The organism is Neorhizobium tunisiense (assembly GCF_039631515.1).
Classification (GTDB): Bacteria; Pseudomonadota; Alphaproteobacteria; order Rhizobiales; family Rhizobiaceae; genus Neorhizobium.
In genome coordinates this window covers 220,025-235,004 of the sequence record NZ_JBDIUU010000004.1, presented here as the reverse complement: position 1 = coordinate 235,004, position 14,980 = coordinate 220,025, and the positions used below count along the sequence as shown (strand labels likewise).

Genomic DNA, 14,980 nt, shown 5'->3' with positions numbered 1-14,980 from the left:
ACGCAGATTGCTAAACGAAGCTGCGCAAAAGTTCAGTCAGGCACAGCATGGCCATCGCTTGCCCATAGGGCATGGAGGTCAGCTTGATCTGCCGGTAGAAATCGAGATCGCTACCCATCGCCGTGCCGAAGGATACCTGCCGGAGTTCTCCCTCCGGGCTGATGTTGTCGATCACGCCTTTCATGGCCCGCTCGGCGGTTTCCAGGTACTCGCTGCCGAGGTGCCGCTTGCGTACGCCCTTCATCAGGCCATAGGCAAAACCGGCCGTCGCCGAGGCTTCCAGATAACTCGACTGATCGTCGATCAGCGTATGCCACAGGCCTGATGGGTGCTGGTGGAGTTTCAGCGCTGCGGCCTGCCGGCCGAGCAGGGATACGAGATGGCGGCGGAGGGGATCGTTTTCCGCAAGGTCCAGGAGCTCGATGAATTCCGGAATGGCGATCGTGATCCAGCTATTGCCGCGTGCCCAGCGAGCGCGGGCGAAATTGTGATTGCCGTCGAACGTCCAGCCGTGGAACCAGAGACCGGTCTGCGTGTCGCACAGATATTGGGCGTGAACCAGGAACTGGTATTTTGCCTCTTCCACGAATTCCGGGCGCTTGAGCACGAGGCCGATCTTGGCGAGCGGCAGCACGCTCATCATCAGCGTGTCGTCCCACATCTGCTGATCGTTGACACTGTTATAGACGATATGCTGCAGCCCACCTTCGCGGGTGCGCGGCATCTCGTGCATGACCCATTCGGCCCATGTTTCCAGGTAGGGCCGCCACCGCGGATCTCCCGTGAGCTCGAAGAGATGGGCAAGCGTCAGAAACGGTGCGACCGTATTGATGTTCTTTGTAGGGGTTCCTTCCGCAAGCCGGGCTTCAAACCAGTCGACGATGATGTCCATCACCTTCTGATTGCCGGTCAGCTGCCAATATTTGAGAAGGCCAAAAAGCGCCACGCCATGGGTCCATTCCCAGCCCGCCCAGCCTTTGGTGTCGATGACCCGGCCGTCGTCGAGGCGCAGCAGGAATTCGCCGGTGCGATCCTCGATATGGATAAGGTTGTCGATCAGCCGATCGATCAGACCGCACACGTCGCCGCGCTGGATCAGGTGTTGCTTTTGCCGCAGCAGCGGATGCATGCCGGACGTCCTCCACAAATATTCGGAATGTTGTTCCGGATTTTAGGAAATCACACTCCTTATGGCTTTTCAACCGTGTTTTTCTGTTACACTGTGGTTCTCAGCCAACCTTCCAAATGTCCCATCCGTAATCTTGACACAGGTTTTTCTAAATTCCAGAATAGGATTTCGAAAAAAATAGAACAAGCGCTATGTCCGAGTTGAACTCAAAAACCGAAAATGTCGCCGCCGTCCTCAAGGTCTTCGCCGTGATGGAGGCGCTGGTCGAGGGAAAGAAGGTGAGCCTCGCGGATCTCGCTCAACGGGCCATGACGTCGAAGACCACGGCGCATCGGCTGCTGCAGACCATGGTTGAACTCGGCTATGTGGAGCAGGATGCGGAGACGGAAAAATACGGCCTGACGCTGAAACTCTTCAGCCTGGGCGCACGCTCGCTGACCGAGCAGACGGATCTGCTGCGCGTGGCGGATCAAGCGATGGGAAAGCTTTCGCGGGTAACCGGCGAATCCGTCAATCTCGGTATTCTCGACGATCGCGACCAGAAGGTGGTCTACATTCACAAATACGATTCGGCCTACAGTCTTTCGATGAAATCGACGCTCGGGCTGCGCAATCCGCTGCACAGCACCTCGCTTGGGAAGGCGCTTCTTGCATGGCGCGATGACGATGAGATCCGCGAGCGGATCAGCAAGATGGAACTGACGAAGCTCGCGCCGCGAACCATTACCGATCCGCAGGAACTGTTTGAGCAACTGCATATAACCCGCAGTCGTGGCTTTGCTGAAGAGGTGGAAGAGAGCGAGGCGGGTGTGCGGTGCATGGCGGCGCCGATCTTCAACTACCTCGGAAAACCGATCGCCGCGCTGTCGATTTCCTTTCCGCTGTTCCGCTTCGATGAAAGTCGGAAATCCGAATACGTCGAACTCCTGCGTATGGCAGGGCTCACCGCCTCGGCCGGGCTCGGCTACCAGCCGGCAAAAAGCTAACGCCTGACGGCTTCACCGACGTCTGACGGATCCATGAAGGCACATGCGCCGCTTTTGTTGACGCCGATCGGACATTGCGGAAGCGAAGCGCCTCAAAGAGCCGCCAGGATGCCGCCATCGACATAGAGAACCTGGCCGTTGACGAAGTCCGATGCCGGAGAGGCCAGAAAGATTGCGGCGCCGGAAAGTTCCTCCGGCTGACCCCAGCGAGCGGCGGGCGTGCGGTTCTTCACGAAGGTGTCGAATGCCGGATCGTCCTTCAGCGCGCGGTTCATCGCGGTCGCGAAATAGCCCGGGCCGATGCCGTTGACCTGAATGTTGTGATGCGCCAACTCCGTCGCCATCCCGCGGGTCAGCATCTTCAGCGCGCCCTTCATTGTCGTATAGGGCACGACGGTCTTGCGACCGACTTCGCTCATCAGCGAGCAGATGTTGATGATCTTGCCGCTGCCGCGTTCAATCATGCCAGGCAGCACCGCTTGCGAGGGAAGCACCGCGCCCATCACGTGGGTGTCGAACATCCGCCGCCAGGTTTCGGCGCTGTGCTCCAGGAAGGGCGCGCGGATCTGGATGCCGGCATTGTTGACGAGGATATCGACCGCTCCGATGGCGGCGAACGCGGCCTCCGTTTCGTCGGCCCTGGTTATGTCGCAGACCAGCCCGGAGGCTTCGTAGCCCTCCGTCTTCAATTGTTCTACGGCTGCGGAAAGCGTGGCCTCGTCGCGCCCGTTCAGCGTGACTCGGGCTCCGGCGGAGGCGAGCCCGCGTGCCATGGCAAGGCCGAGGCCCCGGCTCGAACCGGTGAGGACGGCATGGCGCCCGTGCAGGTCGAAAAGTGGATGCTGAATGTTCATAGAAATTTCTCCCGCATGGCCTGAATACCGGGAAAGGCATTCAAAAGATAATCGTGACGAGGATCATGCCGCGGCGATGCCGGTCGACCAGGATCGTGAAGATCTACCCCCTATGGCCAAGTGAGGTGAAGGTCGGATGCACTCTTTTGTCAAGAAGGAAGGTGTCGCTGCGGCGGGTCAGCGGGCTTTGCGGCGCGGAGCTTTACTATCCGCCCGCAGGCTTTATATACCTGACACCACTTCTCATATTATGAGGCGTCGCCCGGAGAATCTGTTTGATACGCCGTGGTGGCAGGTAGATGATTCCAGTGGCAGATGGCGAAGGATACCGGGTTGAGTTATTGGCATTCGATGACTTGGCATACGGAGGGGATAAGGGTTGTCGCTCCGGTCAGATGGCGTCGTTTCGACGGGTTGGTGAGTGTCTTCTGGGAAGCGGAAAGTCAGTCAGGCGCCACGGGCTATTATTTGGCGGACGACCCGCGCATTATGATTTTCTTCAACGACGTGTCGGCTCGAATTCGCATGTCGAACCGGGACGGCTCGCAGCACTACCGTCCGATGACCCGTGCGGTCTATGTTCCCGCCGGCGTTCCCATGTGGACCAGCAGCGAAACCAAACACCGCTTTTCGCACCTCAACCTGCACATGCACAAGGATCGGTTGCTCCGGTTCCTGTCGCCCTCGGTTGGGGCCTCTGCCGCTCTGGCCGCGGTGCGCCGGCCGGTGGAGCTTCAGGATGTCGGCGCCATCGAGACGCTGGCGGGTTTGCTGGTTGACGAAATATCAAGCCCGTCAAAGCACGCCGTCTATGCCGAAAGTCTTGTGGGCAGCATTGTCGCCGGTCTTCTCGACATCCCCGACCATGAAGCCGAAAAGGCCAATGGCCGGCTGACCCAAGCGCAGATGAACAAGCTGGTGTCCCATATCGACGGCTTGAGCGACTGCCGCCTGACGGTAGCCGAAATGGCGGCGACCGTCGGCCTTTCGGAAAGCTGGTTTGCCAATGTCTTCAAGCAGACCACGGGTAAAACGCCGCTGCAATGGCAACTGGCAAGGCGCATCGACCTGGCGAAAAGGCTGCTCGTTGAAAGCGATCTGGCCGTTGCAGAAATCGCGGCCCAGCTAGGCTTCACCGACCAGGCACATTTGACGAAGGCGTTCAGGCAGATTGCGGGCGATACGCCAGCCGCCTGGCGCCGGATGCGGCAAAGCCATTAGGACAATTGCGCTACCAGGTCTGGCGCAGCGTCGCAAAGATCGCGCGACCGGGATTGTACCAATCGGCCCCGAAACCACCATTGGCCACGTGCTTCTCATCGAACAGATTGCTGATATTGAGCTGGAACGTCGTGTTTTTTTGGATCGCGTATGTGAATGCCGCATCGAAAACTACGCTCGGGTCAGACTTTACCGTATTGGCGTTGTTGACGAAGTACGAACTCATGTAGCGTGCGCCGAGCCCGAACGTCATGTCGCCTCGTGGCCCGTTCGCTTCCAGTGTGTAGTTTACCCAGGCTGAAGCCGTGTGTTCCGGCACCATGGCAAGACGGTTGCCTTCGTTTGCACCCGCATTTTCAACGATCTCGGTATCAATATAGGAATAGGCGGCGGTGAGGCTGAGGTTGTTCGTCATCTCGGCCTTGGCCTCGAAGTCAACCCCGCGGGACTTGACCTTGCCAACCGGGGTTGCCACGGGCGGGGCGCCAATGTTGAGTGTGATGTTTTCCTTGGTCAGATCGTAGACCGCGATGCTGAACAACGCCGGAAAATCGGATGGCCGGTATTTGACCCCGACCTCCCACTGTTCGCCACGCTCCGGTTCCAGGCCAATTGTGGCCGGGACCGCCGACTCGGCATAACTTACATAGGTGGCGATTTCGTCAGTTATCTTATAGCTGAGCGCCGCCCGTTTCGTAAACTCGGCGACGTCGGCCCGGGTGAGGGGACTGGCTGGAGCAACAGCAAGGTTGTTCGTCTGTTCGAGATCAAGCCAGTCGTTTCGTAGTCCTACCGTCGCGGTCAGTTTTTCCCAGAAGGTTAGTTCCTGCTGGAAATAGATCGCCTTGGTCTTCTGGTCGTTGACCAGGCTCTGGTAGAGCGGGACCGAGGCAGGCCGCCCGGTATAGACCGGATTTGTGTAGTCGATGTCCGGTGCATCGCCGTAGTAATTGTTGGTTGTGCCGTGATGGTTGTTATATTCGACCCCAAACAGGCTGCGGCTGTCCACATTCTCGAAACTGGCGTCATATTGCAGGTGCGCGTCGATAACGAAGTTTTCAGCCGACGAGTCGTTTGCAAAGAAGTCTCGGTCCACGGTTGTCGTACCCGCCGCCGGTGCAGCCGCTACGTAAGCATAGCCGAAATTGCTCCTGGTGTTGCTGTAACGCGCACTTGAGTTGAACGTCAGGCCAGAGCCGAAGTCATGGTCGAACATGACGCTGAGCGTATTGCGGTTCACATCGCGGTAGTTGTAGTCCGGTTCGCCCAGGAATAGGCTTCGGTCGAAATTCGAGCCCACAGGGTGCCCGCCGCCGCCAGGTACTCCCTGGCGGTCCAGATGATCATAGACGACGGACAGGCTGGTGTCGCCACTCGGGCGCCAGGTCAGTCCGCCCATAATGAAGTTTTCGTCGTCCTGAGAATAGTCGTATTCTTCCTCGGCTCGTTTGAACTTGCCGGTCAGGCGATAGGACAACGTGTCGTCCTCGGTAATGTTGTCACCAAAGTCGAAGCCCGTTTCGGCGTGGTCGAAGGAGCCACCCGTCACGTAGGCTTCGCCGAAACGCTCGCTCTTCGGCCGTTTGGTGACAAAATTCACCGAACCGCCTGGGTCGGAGACGCCAAAACCGGTAGAATTCGCACCTTTGAGCACTTCCACGCGCTCAAAGGCGTAGGCTTCTTCCCGAAGTCCGCCGAACGGCCGGCCGATGAGCAGTCCATCGCGGTACATGTAAGCGTCGAAGCCGCGGATCTTGAAATAGTCAAAACGGTCGTCGGAGCCATAGAAGTCGGCGGTGACACCTGCGGTGTATTGCAAGACCTCTTCGACGCTGCTTGCACCACGCTCTTGGATTTCCTTGGATGTGATGACGGAGACTGAGGCGGGCGTATCCAGAATATCTGTCACCATCTTGCCGCCCCCGGTCGTCTTCGTCGCGACGATCGACTTCGAATCGTTCTCGGTATCGAGGCCGGCGCCGCTGCCCTGGATGACGATCGGTGCGAGTGTCGTATCGTCGTTCGAATTTTCCTGGCCAAGCACGATGGTCGGCGTGAAGGCGACAAGCGCCGTGCAAGCCAGAAGGACCGCATTCCGGTAGCGGATAAGGGCCGGTCTTGAGCGAGCGCTTGTTCTTTCATTGTCCATATTCACGTTCCAGAAGTTGATGCGGCGAGAAATCGCCGAGACTGATGCCAGGTCTGGGGAACCATCCCGAACGACATCCTGACACCCCCCGCGAGGAGATTTCTCCCGGTCATGGCGGCCGCAATGGCTTGGTCTGATATGCCCCGGGGATGGCTATTAACTTGAGCATGTTTGTCTAGTATTGTAAATTTCCCGCGCTTTGTAGGATCCCACGGAAATCTCAGTCCTCCTGTCGATCAGGACTTGCAGGGCGGTTGACGCGGCTTTCTTAACCTGAAAGTGGAAGTCCACTTAAGTCTGCGGAGTTTGACGATGCTGCGGTTATTGCTTTCGGCCGTGAAAATGGCGGCGATATGCGTTTGGGTGGTTGCGCTCTGCAGCGCCGGGGCAGGCGCCTGGGCGGGCGAAGGAACGGCCTATCCAATCACCATCAAGCACGCGTTCGGCACGACGATCATTCCTCAAAAGCCCGAACGGGTAGCGACCGTCGCCTGGGCCAACCATGAGGTGCCACTGGCGCTCGGCGTCGTGCCGGTCGGCTTCGCCAGGGCCAATTTCGGCGACGATGACGGCGACGGGGTGCTGCCCTGGGTAGCCGAAAGGCTGACCGCGCTCCATGCCGGCAAGCCGGTGCTTTTCGACGAAGGGGACGGCATCGATTTCGAGGCGGTTGCCGCCACCAGGCCCGATGTGATCCTGGCATCCTATTCCGGCTTGAGCCAATCGGACTACGACACGCTGAGCCAGATCGCACCGGTCGTCGCCTATCCCGAAGCGCCCTGGTCGACCGACTGGCGCGACATGATACGATTGAACAGTGCCGGGATGGGCATGGCCCCTCAGGGCGACGCGTTGATCGCCAGGATCGAAGCCGACATCGCCAAGGTGGTTGGCGGACACCCTGAGCTCCAGGGCAAATCGGCGATGTTCATTACCCATCTCGATGCGACTGACCTGAGCACCGTCAATTTCTATACGACGAACGATACCCGGGTGAGGTTCTTCGAGGATCTTGGTCTGAAATCCCCCAGGAGTGTCGTCGAGACCTCCAAGTCCGGGAAATTCGCAGGCTCCGTCAGCGCCGAGCGCATCGATGTCTTCGACGACGTCGATATCGTCGTCACCTATGGAAACCAGAAACTGCTCGATGCGCTGGCGGCCAACCCCTTGATGTCCAGAATGCCGGCCGTGGACAAGGGGGCTCTCGTCATGCTGGGTCGCAACCCGATCGGCACGGCGGCAAATCCGACACCGCTTTCGATCTCATGGGTCCTGAAGGACTATGTGGATCTGCTGTCGGACGCGGCCAGAAAGTCCAAATGACGGCCGGCAGCATTCGATCATTCGCTCGGTCGGCCGTCTCTCGACGTTCGAACCGGACCCGCGGCCTCTGGCTGGCCGGATCGGTCGTGGCCCTTTCCGCCCTCTGTGCGCTCTCGGTAACGGTCGGCACCCGCGAAGTGGCCTGGAGCGATATCGTGGCGGCGCTCGCGGGACAGGTAGATAGCATCGGTCAGGCGGCGGTGAGCGTGCGCATCCCGCGCACGGTACTTGCCGTACTTGCCGGAGCCGCGCTCGGGCTTGCCGGGGCAATCATGCAGGGCGTGACCCGCAATCCTCTCGCCGATCCGGGTATTCTCGGCGTCAACATGGGTGCATCGCTGGCCGTCGTGACCGGCGTCGCCTTGTTCGACATGTCCTCTGCGGAGGCCTATATCTGGGCTGCAATCCTCGGAGCCGGGTGTTCGGCAGTTTTCGTCTATGCGATCGGATCGCTGGGGCGTGGCGGGGCAACCCCATTGAAGCTGGCGCTTGCTGGCGCCGCAACGTCGGTTGCCTTCTCCTCCATGGTGATTGCCATGGTGCTGCCGCGGGCGGACATAGCGGGGGGCATCCGTTCCTGGCAGATCGGCGGCGTGAGCGGAGCGACCTTTGAGCGGATTGTCCCGGTGCTGCCGTTTCTTGCGGTCGGTTTTGCGGTCAGCCTTCTGTCGGCGCGAAAACTGAACTCACTGGCCCTGGGCGACGACGTAGCGGCGGGACTGGGGGAACGCGTCGCGGTGGCCCGCGCCGTCGCCTCGTTCGGTGCTATCCTCCTGTGCGGGGCAACAACAGCAGTTTGCGGCCCAATTGGCTTTCTTGGACTGGTCGTGCCGCATGTCTGCCGTCTTCTGGTCGGGCTCGATCACAGGTGGTTGCTGCCGTTTTCCGCGCTTGGCGGCGCCTGCCTGTTGCTGGCGGCGGATGTCGTGGGGCGTATCGTCACCAGGCCAGCGGAAATCGAGGTAGGAATCATCACGGCCCTCGTGGGGGCGCCGTTCTTCATCTGGATCGTCAGGCGTCAGCGGGTTCGAGAACTGTGACAGTGCTTTCCCCAACCATTGACCTCATCGTTGAAAATCGCCGCCGCCGGGCGCGCCGGCACGGTCTCGTGACCGCCATTCTGCTGGCTATCATGGTCGCCCTCTTTGCCGTGACCTTGTCGCTCGGCCAGTCCTTCACGCAGCCCGGTGACGTCCTGCGCGTCCTGCTCGGTGATGATGTCGCGGGCGCCGCCTTTACCGTTGGAAAGCTGCGGCTGCCGCGCTCGGTCCTTTCAGTTCTCGCCGGACTGGCCTTCGGGCTCGGCGGCGTCACGTTCCAGCTCATGCTGCGCAATCCCCTTGCCAGCCCGGATATTATCGGGATCACGTCGGGTGCAAGTGCTGCGGCCGTGTTCGCCATCGTCGTCCTGTCGTTGGGCGGGCCGATCGTTTCGGTCCTCGCGGTTGGCGCAGGCCTCGGCGTGGCGCTGCTGGTCTACGCCCTGTCGTTCCGCAGCGGAGTGGCGGGGACGCGGCTCATCCTCGTCGGCATCGGTATCTCGGCCATGCTGGAAAGCGTCGTCGCCTATATCCTCTCCAGCGCTCCGGCCTGGAACCTGCAGGAGGCCATGCGCTGGCTGACCGGCAGCGTCAACGGAGCGCAGCTCGGCCAGGCGCTTCCGCTTCTTCTGGCGCTGGCGACGTTCGGCGGGCTGTTGCTCGGCCGGGCACGTGACCTGGAGGCGCTTCGCCTGGGCGACGACATGGCCGCGGCCCTGGGGGTCAAGGTGGCAAGGACCCGCATGCTGGTTATCGTTGCGGCCGTCGGCATGATTGCATCCGCCACGGCGGTGACGGGGCCGATCGCCTTTGTGGCCTTCCTGTCGGGACCGATCGCCTCCCGGGTCGTCGGACGCAACGGATCGTTGCTGATACCGGCGGCGTTGATCGGGGCGATACTCGTCCTGGGTGGGGACTATGTCGGTCAATTCCTTCTGCCAGGCCGTTATCCGGTGGGCGTGGTGACCGGAGCACTGGGCGCTCCCTTTCTGATTTATCAGATCGTGCGGGCCAACCGGATGGGAGGCTCGTTATGACCGTTCGCTCCGCTCACTCTCTTACCGCCAGCGGGCTTTCGGCCGGATATGACCATGCCGAAATCCTGCACGCGCTCGATCTTGCCGTGCCACCCGGCAGGATTACCGCAGTCGTCGGCGCCAATGCCTGCGGCAAGTCCACGCTTTTGCGCACCATGTCGCGGCTCATCTCGCCCAGCCAGGGGCATGTCCTGCTGGACGGCAAATCGATCCACCGTATCCCGTCCCGGGAATTGGCTCGAACATTGGGCCTGCTCCCTCAGTCGCCGATCGCACCGGAGGGAATTACCGTCGCAGACCTGGTCAGCCGCGGGCGGCACCCGCATCAAAGCCTGTTTTCACGCTGGACGCGCAGGGACGATGAAGCCGTGGAGAGCGCGCTTACGGCGACCAGAACCGTCGAGCTTGCCGAACGGCCGGTGGACGAACTTTCGGGCGGGCAGCGCCAGCGCGTCTGGATCGCCATGGCTCTGGCGCAACAGACGGACGTTCTGCTGCTGGACGAACCGACGACGTTTCTCGACATCAATCACCAGGTCGAAGTTCTCGATCTGCTGACCGATCTTAACCACGCGCGGGGAACCACCGTCGTCATGGTCCTGCACGACCTCAATCTCGCGGCGCGCTACGCGGATTACCTCGTCGCGATAGCTGGAGGGCGCGTGCATGTCGCGGGCAAGCCCGAGGACGTGCTGACGGAAGGGAACGTGCGGCAAGTCTTTGGCCTCGAAAGCCGCGTCATTACAGACCCGACGTCGGGCCGGCCGATCATGCTGCCGATCGGCCGGCATCGGATGGCGCAGGGGCAGGATTTAAAGGAGAACCGGTCATGAATGCAGTTCAGCCGCTGAAATTGTCCGGCGTAGCGCTACCAAGAGATGCCGAACGCATGCTCGACGAAATCTGCGAGCACTTCGTCGAGCATGCCGACGTGCAGCGGAGCAAGAACCACGCCCTGCTGAAGAGCAAGAACAGCACGACAAGCATCCGGCTGGCAGACAGCAAGCTCCTGATCGAACTGGCATGCGAATCGGAAGCGGCGCTGCAACTGAATCGAACGATGCTCGCGGAGCACCTGTTCTACTTTGCAGGCGAGGAACCGTTTGAATTGACGTGGTCGCAGCATTCTCCCCTCGCGGCACTGCCGAACCTCCACGAGGTGACAGTCGTCTCGGCGGAGGATGTAACCCCTCACATGCGGCGCGTGAAGTTTGCCTGCACTGACGTTTCGCCGTTCGTCGGCGGCGACATGCATGTTCGCCTTCTTGTCCCCCCGAAGGGCAGGCCGCCGGTATGGCCGGGCATCCGGCAAGACGGTCGTGTCGCCTGGCCCGAGGGAGAAGATGAGATTCTGGTTCGCATCTACACGATCCGCACGGTGGATATCGAGCGCCGGGAATTGTGGATCGACTTCCTGCAGCATCCAGTTCCGCACGTTGCGACGCCAGGGGCCGACTTCGCCCGTGACGTGCAGCCCGGAGAAAAAGTGGCGCTGCTCGGGCCGGGAGGCGGCGGCCTTCCGGCGGCACAGTCCATTCTTCTGGTCGGCGACGAAAGCGCTCTTCCCGCCATCGCCCGGATCGCGGCCGAGGTGGCGCCGGGCACGCGGATGCAGGCTATCATCGAAGTGCTGGATGAGGCGGAGGAACAGCCGCTTCCGTCAGCGGGTTCACTGGATGTCCGCTGGCTGCATCGGCGGAGCTATCCGGCTGGAGCGAAAGGCATTCTTGCCGAGGAAGCCAAGAAAGCGGTCGCTTCTGTCGAGGACGATACCTTCGTCTGGGTCGCCTGCGAAAGGGAGGATGTGCGCTCCATCCGCGCCTTCCTGAAAAGCCGTGGGCACGACAAAAAGATGATGTATGTGGCCTGGTACTGGGAACAACATTCCGCCTGATGCTTTGTGGGGCGGGCGAGCCTTTCGAAAGCCGTCCGGCATACCGTCGTTGGCCCTCTTGAGGCTTGTCCGCCGCAATCTATATGATCTTGTTCAAGGGTTTCCACTGCAAAGGTTGAACATGACAGAATGGTTCGAAGAGGCGGAGTTTATCGACCCTCCGCGTATCTCGAGCGGCGTGCCCGGCCTCGACACCATCCTCGACGGCGGTCTCGATGAAAACCGGCTTTATCTTTACGAGGGCCGGCCTGGGACGGGCAAGACCACGATCGCCCTGCAATTTCTGCTCGAAGGTGTCCAGCAGGGAGAGCAGGTGCTTTACATCACTCTTTCCGAGACGGAACGCGAGCTGCAGCTCGTCGCCTCCCGTCACGGCTGGTCACTCAAGGGTATTGAGGTATTCGAACTCGTCCCTCCGGAAACCACGCTCGATCCCGATCGCGAGCTGACGGTCTTTCATCCGGCGGAAATGGAGCTCAACGAGACAACGAAGCTCATTCTCGATCGCGTCTCCGAACTCAACCCGAGGCGCGTGGTCATCGACAGCCTTTCCGAATTGCGCCTCCTCGCTCACAGTCCGCTGCGTTACCGGCGCCAGGTCCTGGCGCTGAAGCACTTCTTCGCCAGCCGGCAATGCACCGTCATTCTTCTTGACGATCTGTCGTCTCAACAGAACGACCTGCAGCTCCATTCGATTTCCCACGGGGTTGTGCTGCTGGAGCAGCTTGCCATCGACTTCGGCGCCGAGCGGCGACGCATGCGGGTCGTCAAGATGCGTGGCATCAAGTTTCGCGGCGGCTACCATGATTTCACGATCGAGAAGGGCGGTCTCCACATTTTCCCGCGCCTCATCGCCGCGGAGCATCATCAGGCTTTCGACGACGAGTTCACGTCCAGCGGGAACAAGGAGGTCGACGACATGCTGGGCGGCGGGCTCGAGCGGGGTACCAACGTACTGTTCCTGGGTGCTGCCGGGGTGGGAAAGTCGTCACTTGCCCTGACCTATGCCTTGGCGGCGGCGAACCGCGGCGAACATGCCGTCATTTATGCCTTCGACGAGGGGCGTGGAACGCTGCAGGCACGGGCCAGGAATTTGGGTTTCGATCTCCAAACCCACCTGAACAGCGGGTTGATCCGGTTGCAGCAGATCGATCCTGCGGAATTATCCCCGGGGGAGTTTACCGCCAACGTTCAGAAAAGCGTGGAGGTCGACGGCGCACGCGTCGTCGTCATCGACAGTTTGAACGGCTACATGAATGCGATGCCGGACGAGCGTTTTCTGGTCTTGCAGATGCACGAACTGCTCACCTACCTTGGCCAGCGTGGCGTGTTGACCATTCTTGTCCTTGCCCAGCATGGGCTCGTAGGCCCGCTCGAGGCTCCGCTCGACTTGAGCTATCTCAGCGATTCCGTCGTCATGCTGCGGTATTTCGAAGTGCAGGGCACCGTGCGCCGAGCGATATCCGTCGTGAAGAAGCGAAGCGGCAGGCACGAGCACAGCGTGCGCGAGTTCAGCCTTTCCAACAATGGCATCAAGCTCGGGCCGCCAACCCTCGAGTTCACCGGCGTGCTGGCCGGCTCGCCGTATTTTTCAGCCGCTCCTGTAACGAGTTCAGCAGACGGAAATAATGGCGCAAGGTGAAGACCAACTGGAACCGGTTATTGTCTTTGCACCGGTCGGCAGAGACGCGGCCGCCTCAGTCGGCTTGCTCAGCCGGAGCGGCATCGCGGCAAAGACCTGCGGCGATCTTCAAAGCCTTGTGGCAGCGCTGCAGGCCGGTGCTGCAGCCGCGTTTATTGCCGAAGAAGCTCTTTTTGGAAAAGACGCAAGCCTCCTGTTCAAATGGGTTGCGGACCAGCCGCCATGGTCGGATCTTCCCTTCATCCTGCTGACCAGCCGTCAGGAGCAGACCGGCATCGAGGCGTGGCGGCAGAGGCTGATCAACTCTTTGCGCAACGTGGCGCTCCTGGAGCGACCGGTCCAGGCCCAGACCCTTGTCAGCACGATACAATCGGCGCTTCGCGCCAGAGCCCGGCAGTTGGAATTGCGTGGGCTGCTGGTGGAGCGCGAGCAGGCCGCCCAGGAACTGGAGAAGCAGGTCATCTTGCGTACTCAGGAGCTCAAGGCCGCCAATGAGGCCCTGCGCGACCAGATGACGGTGCGTGCGCATGTTGAGGAGAAGCTTCGGCAGGCTCAGAAGATCGAAGCGATCGGTCAGTTGACCGGGGGCGTCGCTCACGATTTCAACAATCTGCTGATGGTCATTTCCGGAGGGCTGGAAATGCTCGACCGCCAGACGGACCCCGCCCGGCGCAAACGGTTGATGGACGGAATGCGTCAAGCCGCCGAACGCGGATCGGGCCTGACACGCCAGCTTCTGGCTTTTTCCCGGCGTCAAGAACTGCAGCCGCAGACGATCGATCTGGCCCGCCAGATCGGCGGGATGCGCGAACTGCTCGACCGCAGCCTGAGGGGCGATGTGCATGTCACGCTCGAATTCTCACCCGACCTGTGGCCGGTCGAGGTCGACGCAAGCGAGCTGGAACTCGTTGTTCTCAATCTTGCGGTCAACGCCCGCGACGCGATGCCGAGAGGCGGCACGATCGAAATCCGCGCGGAAAACGTTCCGCTCCCGGATCAAGGCGGCTCCACGAAAGACTTCGTCCGCCTTTCCGTCAGTGACAACGGCTCCGGAATGACCCGCGAGGTGCAGGCACGCGTGTTCGAACCGTTCTTTACCACGAAGGACATCGGCAAGGGGTCCGGCCTTGGCCTTGCGCAGGTTCATGGTTTCGCCCAGCAGTCCGGCGGCAGGATAGAGATCGAAAGCGAAGTCGGTCGAGGGACGAAAATAATCCTGATGTTACCCCGTTCCTCGAAGGAGCCCGGACCGGATCAGCACCACCTGGTGGATCTGCACGTCGCGCGCCGCCGTCCGGCGTCGGCAGGCAGCGTTCTGCTGGTTGAAGACGACGACGAAGTCGCAGCTCTTGTCAGCGAGATGCTGGAAGATCTCGGTTTTCAGGTCGTGCGGGCTGCGACAGCCGCCGCTGCTCTGGGCGCTCTTGCGAACGGGCGGCGGGTCGACCTGGTATTCTCGGATATCATGATGCCTGGAGGAATGAACGGCGTGGAATTGGCAAAGGAAATTCGAGCGCGCCGCTTGGATCTGCCAATCCTGTTGACGAGCGGATATTCCGAGGTGACCAAGCAGGCGGCAGAGGCGCAAGGCATCAAGATCCTGCGCAAACCCTATCAACTGGCCGAGCTGTCGGAGGCGCTCAGAGGCGCAATAGCCCGGCACGACCTCAATTGATCCGCCAGACCCGGTAATTTCTTCGGCGGG

Annotated in this window: 12 protein-coding genes and 1 pseudogene; 9 read left to right on the top strand and 4 right to left on the bottom strand. The window is 60.7% G+C overall.

Annotated elements, in window-relative coordinates:
* Positions 1–10: 10 nt before the first annotated feature.
* A complete protein-coding gene (gene bglB / locus ABCW43_RS17405) occupies positions 11–1,129 on the bottom strand; it encodes a beta-galactosidase BglB (RefSeq protein ID WP_345926659.1) in 1,119 nt (372 codons plus the stop codon).
* 191 nt (positions 1,130–1,320) lie between these two features.
* On the opposite strand from bglB, the gene kdgR reads away from it, so the two are divergent.
* Positions 1,321–2,115, top strand: a complete 795-nt coding sequence (kdgR, locus tag ABCW43_RS17400) for a DNA-binding transcriptional regulator KdgR (protein ID WP_345926657.1) — start codon at positions 1,321–1,323, stop codon at positions 2,113–2,115.
* 92 nt (positions 2,116–2,207) lie between these two features.
* On the opposite strand, the gene ABCW43_RS17395 is transcribed toward kdgR, so the two are convergent.
* Positions 2,208–2,969: an SDR family oxidoreductase gene (locus ABCW43_RS17395; RefSeq protein WP_345926655.1), complete on the bottom strand. Its 762-nt coding sequence runs from the start codon at positions 2,967–2,969 to the stop codon at positions 2,208–2,210.
* Positions 2,966–3,150: pseudogene (locus ABCW43_RS17390) on the bottom strand (5-deoxy-glucuronate isomerase); the annotation flags it as partial. The gene ABCW43_RS17395 and the pseudogene ABCW43_RS17390, both read right to left, overlap by 4 nt.
* A gap of 152 nt (positions 3,151–3,302) precedes the next feature.
* Between ABCW43_RS17390 and ABCW43_RS17385 the strand changes: the two are divergent.
* On the top strand, positions 3,303–4,190 hold the full coding sequence (locus ABCW43_RS17385) for a helix-turn-helix domain-containing protein (protein WP_345926931.1): 888 nt from the start codon (positions 3,303–3,305) through the stop codon (positions 4,188–4,190).
* A 10-nt stretch (positions 4,191–4,200) separates the two neighbouring features.
* Here ABCW43_RS17385 and ABCW43_RS17380 read toward each other — a convergent pair whose 3' ends face one another.
* Positions 4,201–6,339: a TonB-dependent siderophore receptor gene (locus tag ABCW43_RS17380; RefSeq protein WP_345926653.1), complete on the bottom strand. Its 2,139-nt coding sequence runs from the start codon at positions 6,337–6,339 to the stop codon at positions 4,201–4,203.
* A 312-nt stretch (positions 6,340–6,651) separates the two neighbouring features.
* On the opposite strand from ABCW43_RS17380, the gene ABCW43_RS17375 reads away from it, so the two are divergent.
* The 7 genes from ABCW43_RS17375 (at position 6,652) to ABCW43_RS17345 (ending at position 14,950) form a co-directional block, all read left to right on the top strand.
* Positions 6,652–7,662, top strand: a complete 1,011-nt coding sequence (locus tag ABCW43_RS17375; RefSeq protein WP_345926651.1) for an iron-siderophore ABC transporter substrate-binding protein — start codon at positions 6,652–6,654, stop codon at positions 7,660–7,662.
* On the top strand, positions 7,659–8,702 hold the full coding sequence (locus ABCW43_RS17370; protein ID WP_345926650.1) for a FecCD family ABC transporter permease: 1,044 nt from the start codon (positions 7,659–7,661) through the stop codon (positions 8,700–8,702). Before ABCW43_RS17375 ends, ABCW43_RS17370 begins: the two co-directional genes overlap by 4 nt.
* A complete protein-coding gene (locus ABCW43_RS17365) occupies positions 8,699–9,739 on the top strand; it encodes a FecCD family ABC transporter permease (RefSeq protein ID WP_345926648.1) in 1,041 nt (346 codons plus the stop codon). The genes ABCW43_RS17370 and ABCW43_RS17365 overlap by 4 nt, the downstream gene beginning before the upstream one ends.
* Positions 9,736–10,572 (top strand): ABC transporter ATP-binding protein, encoded by an 837-nt coding sequence (locus ABCW43_RS17360; protein ID WP_345926646.1) that lies wholly within the window; start codon positions 9,736–9,738, stop codon positions 10,570–10,572. Before ABCW43_RS17365 ends, ABCW43_RS17360 begins: the two co-directional genes overlap by 4 nt.
* Positions 10,569–11,633, top strand: a complete 1,065-nt coding sequence (locus tag ABCW43_RS17355) for a DUF2218 domain-containing protein (protein ID WP_345926644.1) — start codon at positions 10,569–10,571, stop codon at positions 11,631–11,633. Before ABCW43_RS17360 ends, ABCW43_RS17355 begins: the two co-directional genes overlap by 4 nt.
* A 121-nt stretch (positions 11,634–11,754) precedes the next feature.
* Positions 11,755–13,275, top strand: a complete 1,521-nt coding sequence (locus ABCW43_RS17350) for an ATPase domain-containing protein (RefSeq protein ID WP_345926642.1) — start codon at positions 11,755–11,757, stop codon at positions 13,273–13,275.
* Positions 13,262–14,950, top strand: a complete 1,689-nt coding sequence (locus ABCW43_RS17345) for an ATP-binding protein (protein ID WP_345926640.1) — start codon at positions 13,262–13,264, stop codon at positions 14,948–14,950. The genes ABCW43_RS17350 and ABCW43_RS17345 overlap by 14 nt, the downstream gene beginning before the upstream one ends.
* Positions 14,951–14,980 lie beyond the last annotated feature (30 nt).

What these genes read in the sequence shown, in the direction of transcription:
- bglB (WP_345926659.1), bottom strand. Translation starts at nt 1,129, where the DNA reads ATGCATCCGCTGCTGCGGCAAAAGCAACACCTGATCCAGCGCGGCGAC.
- kdgR (WP_345926657.1), top strand. Translation starts at nt 1,321, where the DNA reads ATGTCCGAGTTGAACTCAAAAACCGAAAATGTCGCCGCCGTCCTCAAG.
- ABCW43_RS17395 (WP_345926655.1), bottom strand. Translation starts at nt 2,969, where the DNA reads ATGAACATTCAGCATCCACTTTTCGACCTGCACGGGCGCCATGCCGTC.
- ABCW43_RS17380 (WP_345926653.1), bottom strand. Translation starts at nt 6,339, where the DNA reads ATGGACAATGAAAGAACAAGCGCTCGCTCAAGACCGGCCCTTATCCGC.
- ABCW43_RS17375 (WP_345926651.1), top strand. Translation starts at nt 6,652, where the DNA reads ATGCTGCGGTTATTGCTTTCGGCCGTGAAAATGGCGGCGATATGCGTT.
- ABCW43_RS17370 (WP_345926650.1), top strand. Translation starts at nt 7,659, where the DNA reads ATGACGGCCGGCAGCATTCGATCATTCGCTCGGTCGGCCGTCTCTCGA.
- ABCW43_RS17360 (WP_345926646.1), top strand. Translation starts at nt 9,736, where the DNA reads ATGACCGTTCGCTCCGCTCACTCTCTTACCGCCAGCGGGCTTTCGGCC.
- ABCW43_RS17355 (WP_345926644.1), top strand. Translation starts at nt 10,569, where the DNA reads ATGAATGCAGTTCAGCCGCTGAAATTGTCCGGCGTAGCGCTACCAAGA.
- ABCW43_RS17350 (WP_345926642.1), top strand. Translation starts at nt 11,755, where the DNA reads ATGACAGAATGGTTCGAAGAGGCGGAGTTTATCGACCCTCCGCGTATC.
- ABCW43_RS17345 (WP_345926640.1), top strand. Translation starts at nt 13,262, where the DNA reads ATGGCGCAAGGTGAAGACCAACTGGAACCGGTTATTGTCTTTGCACCG.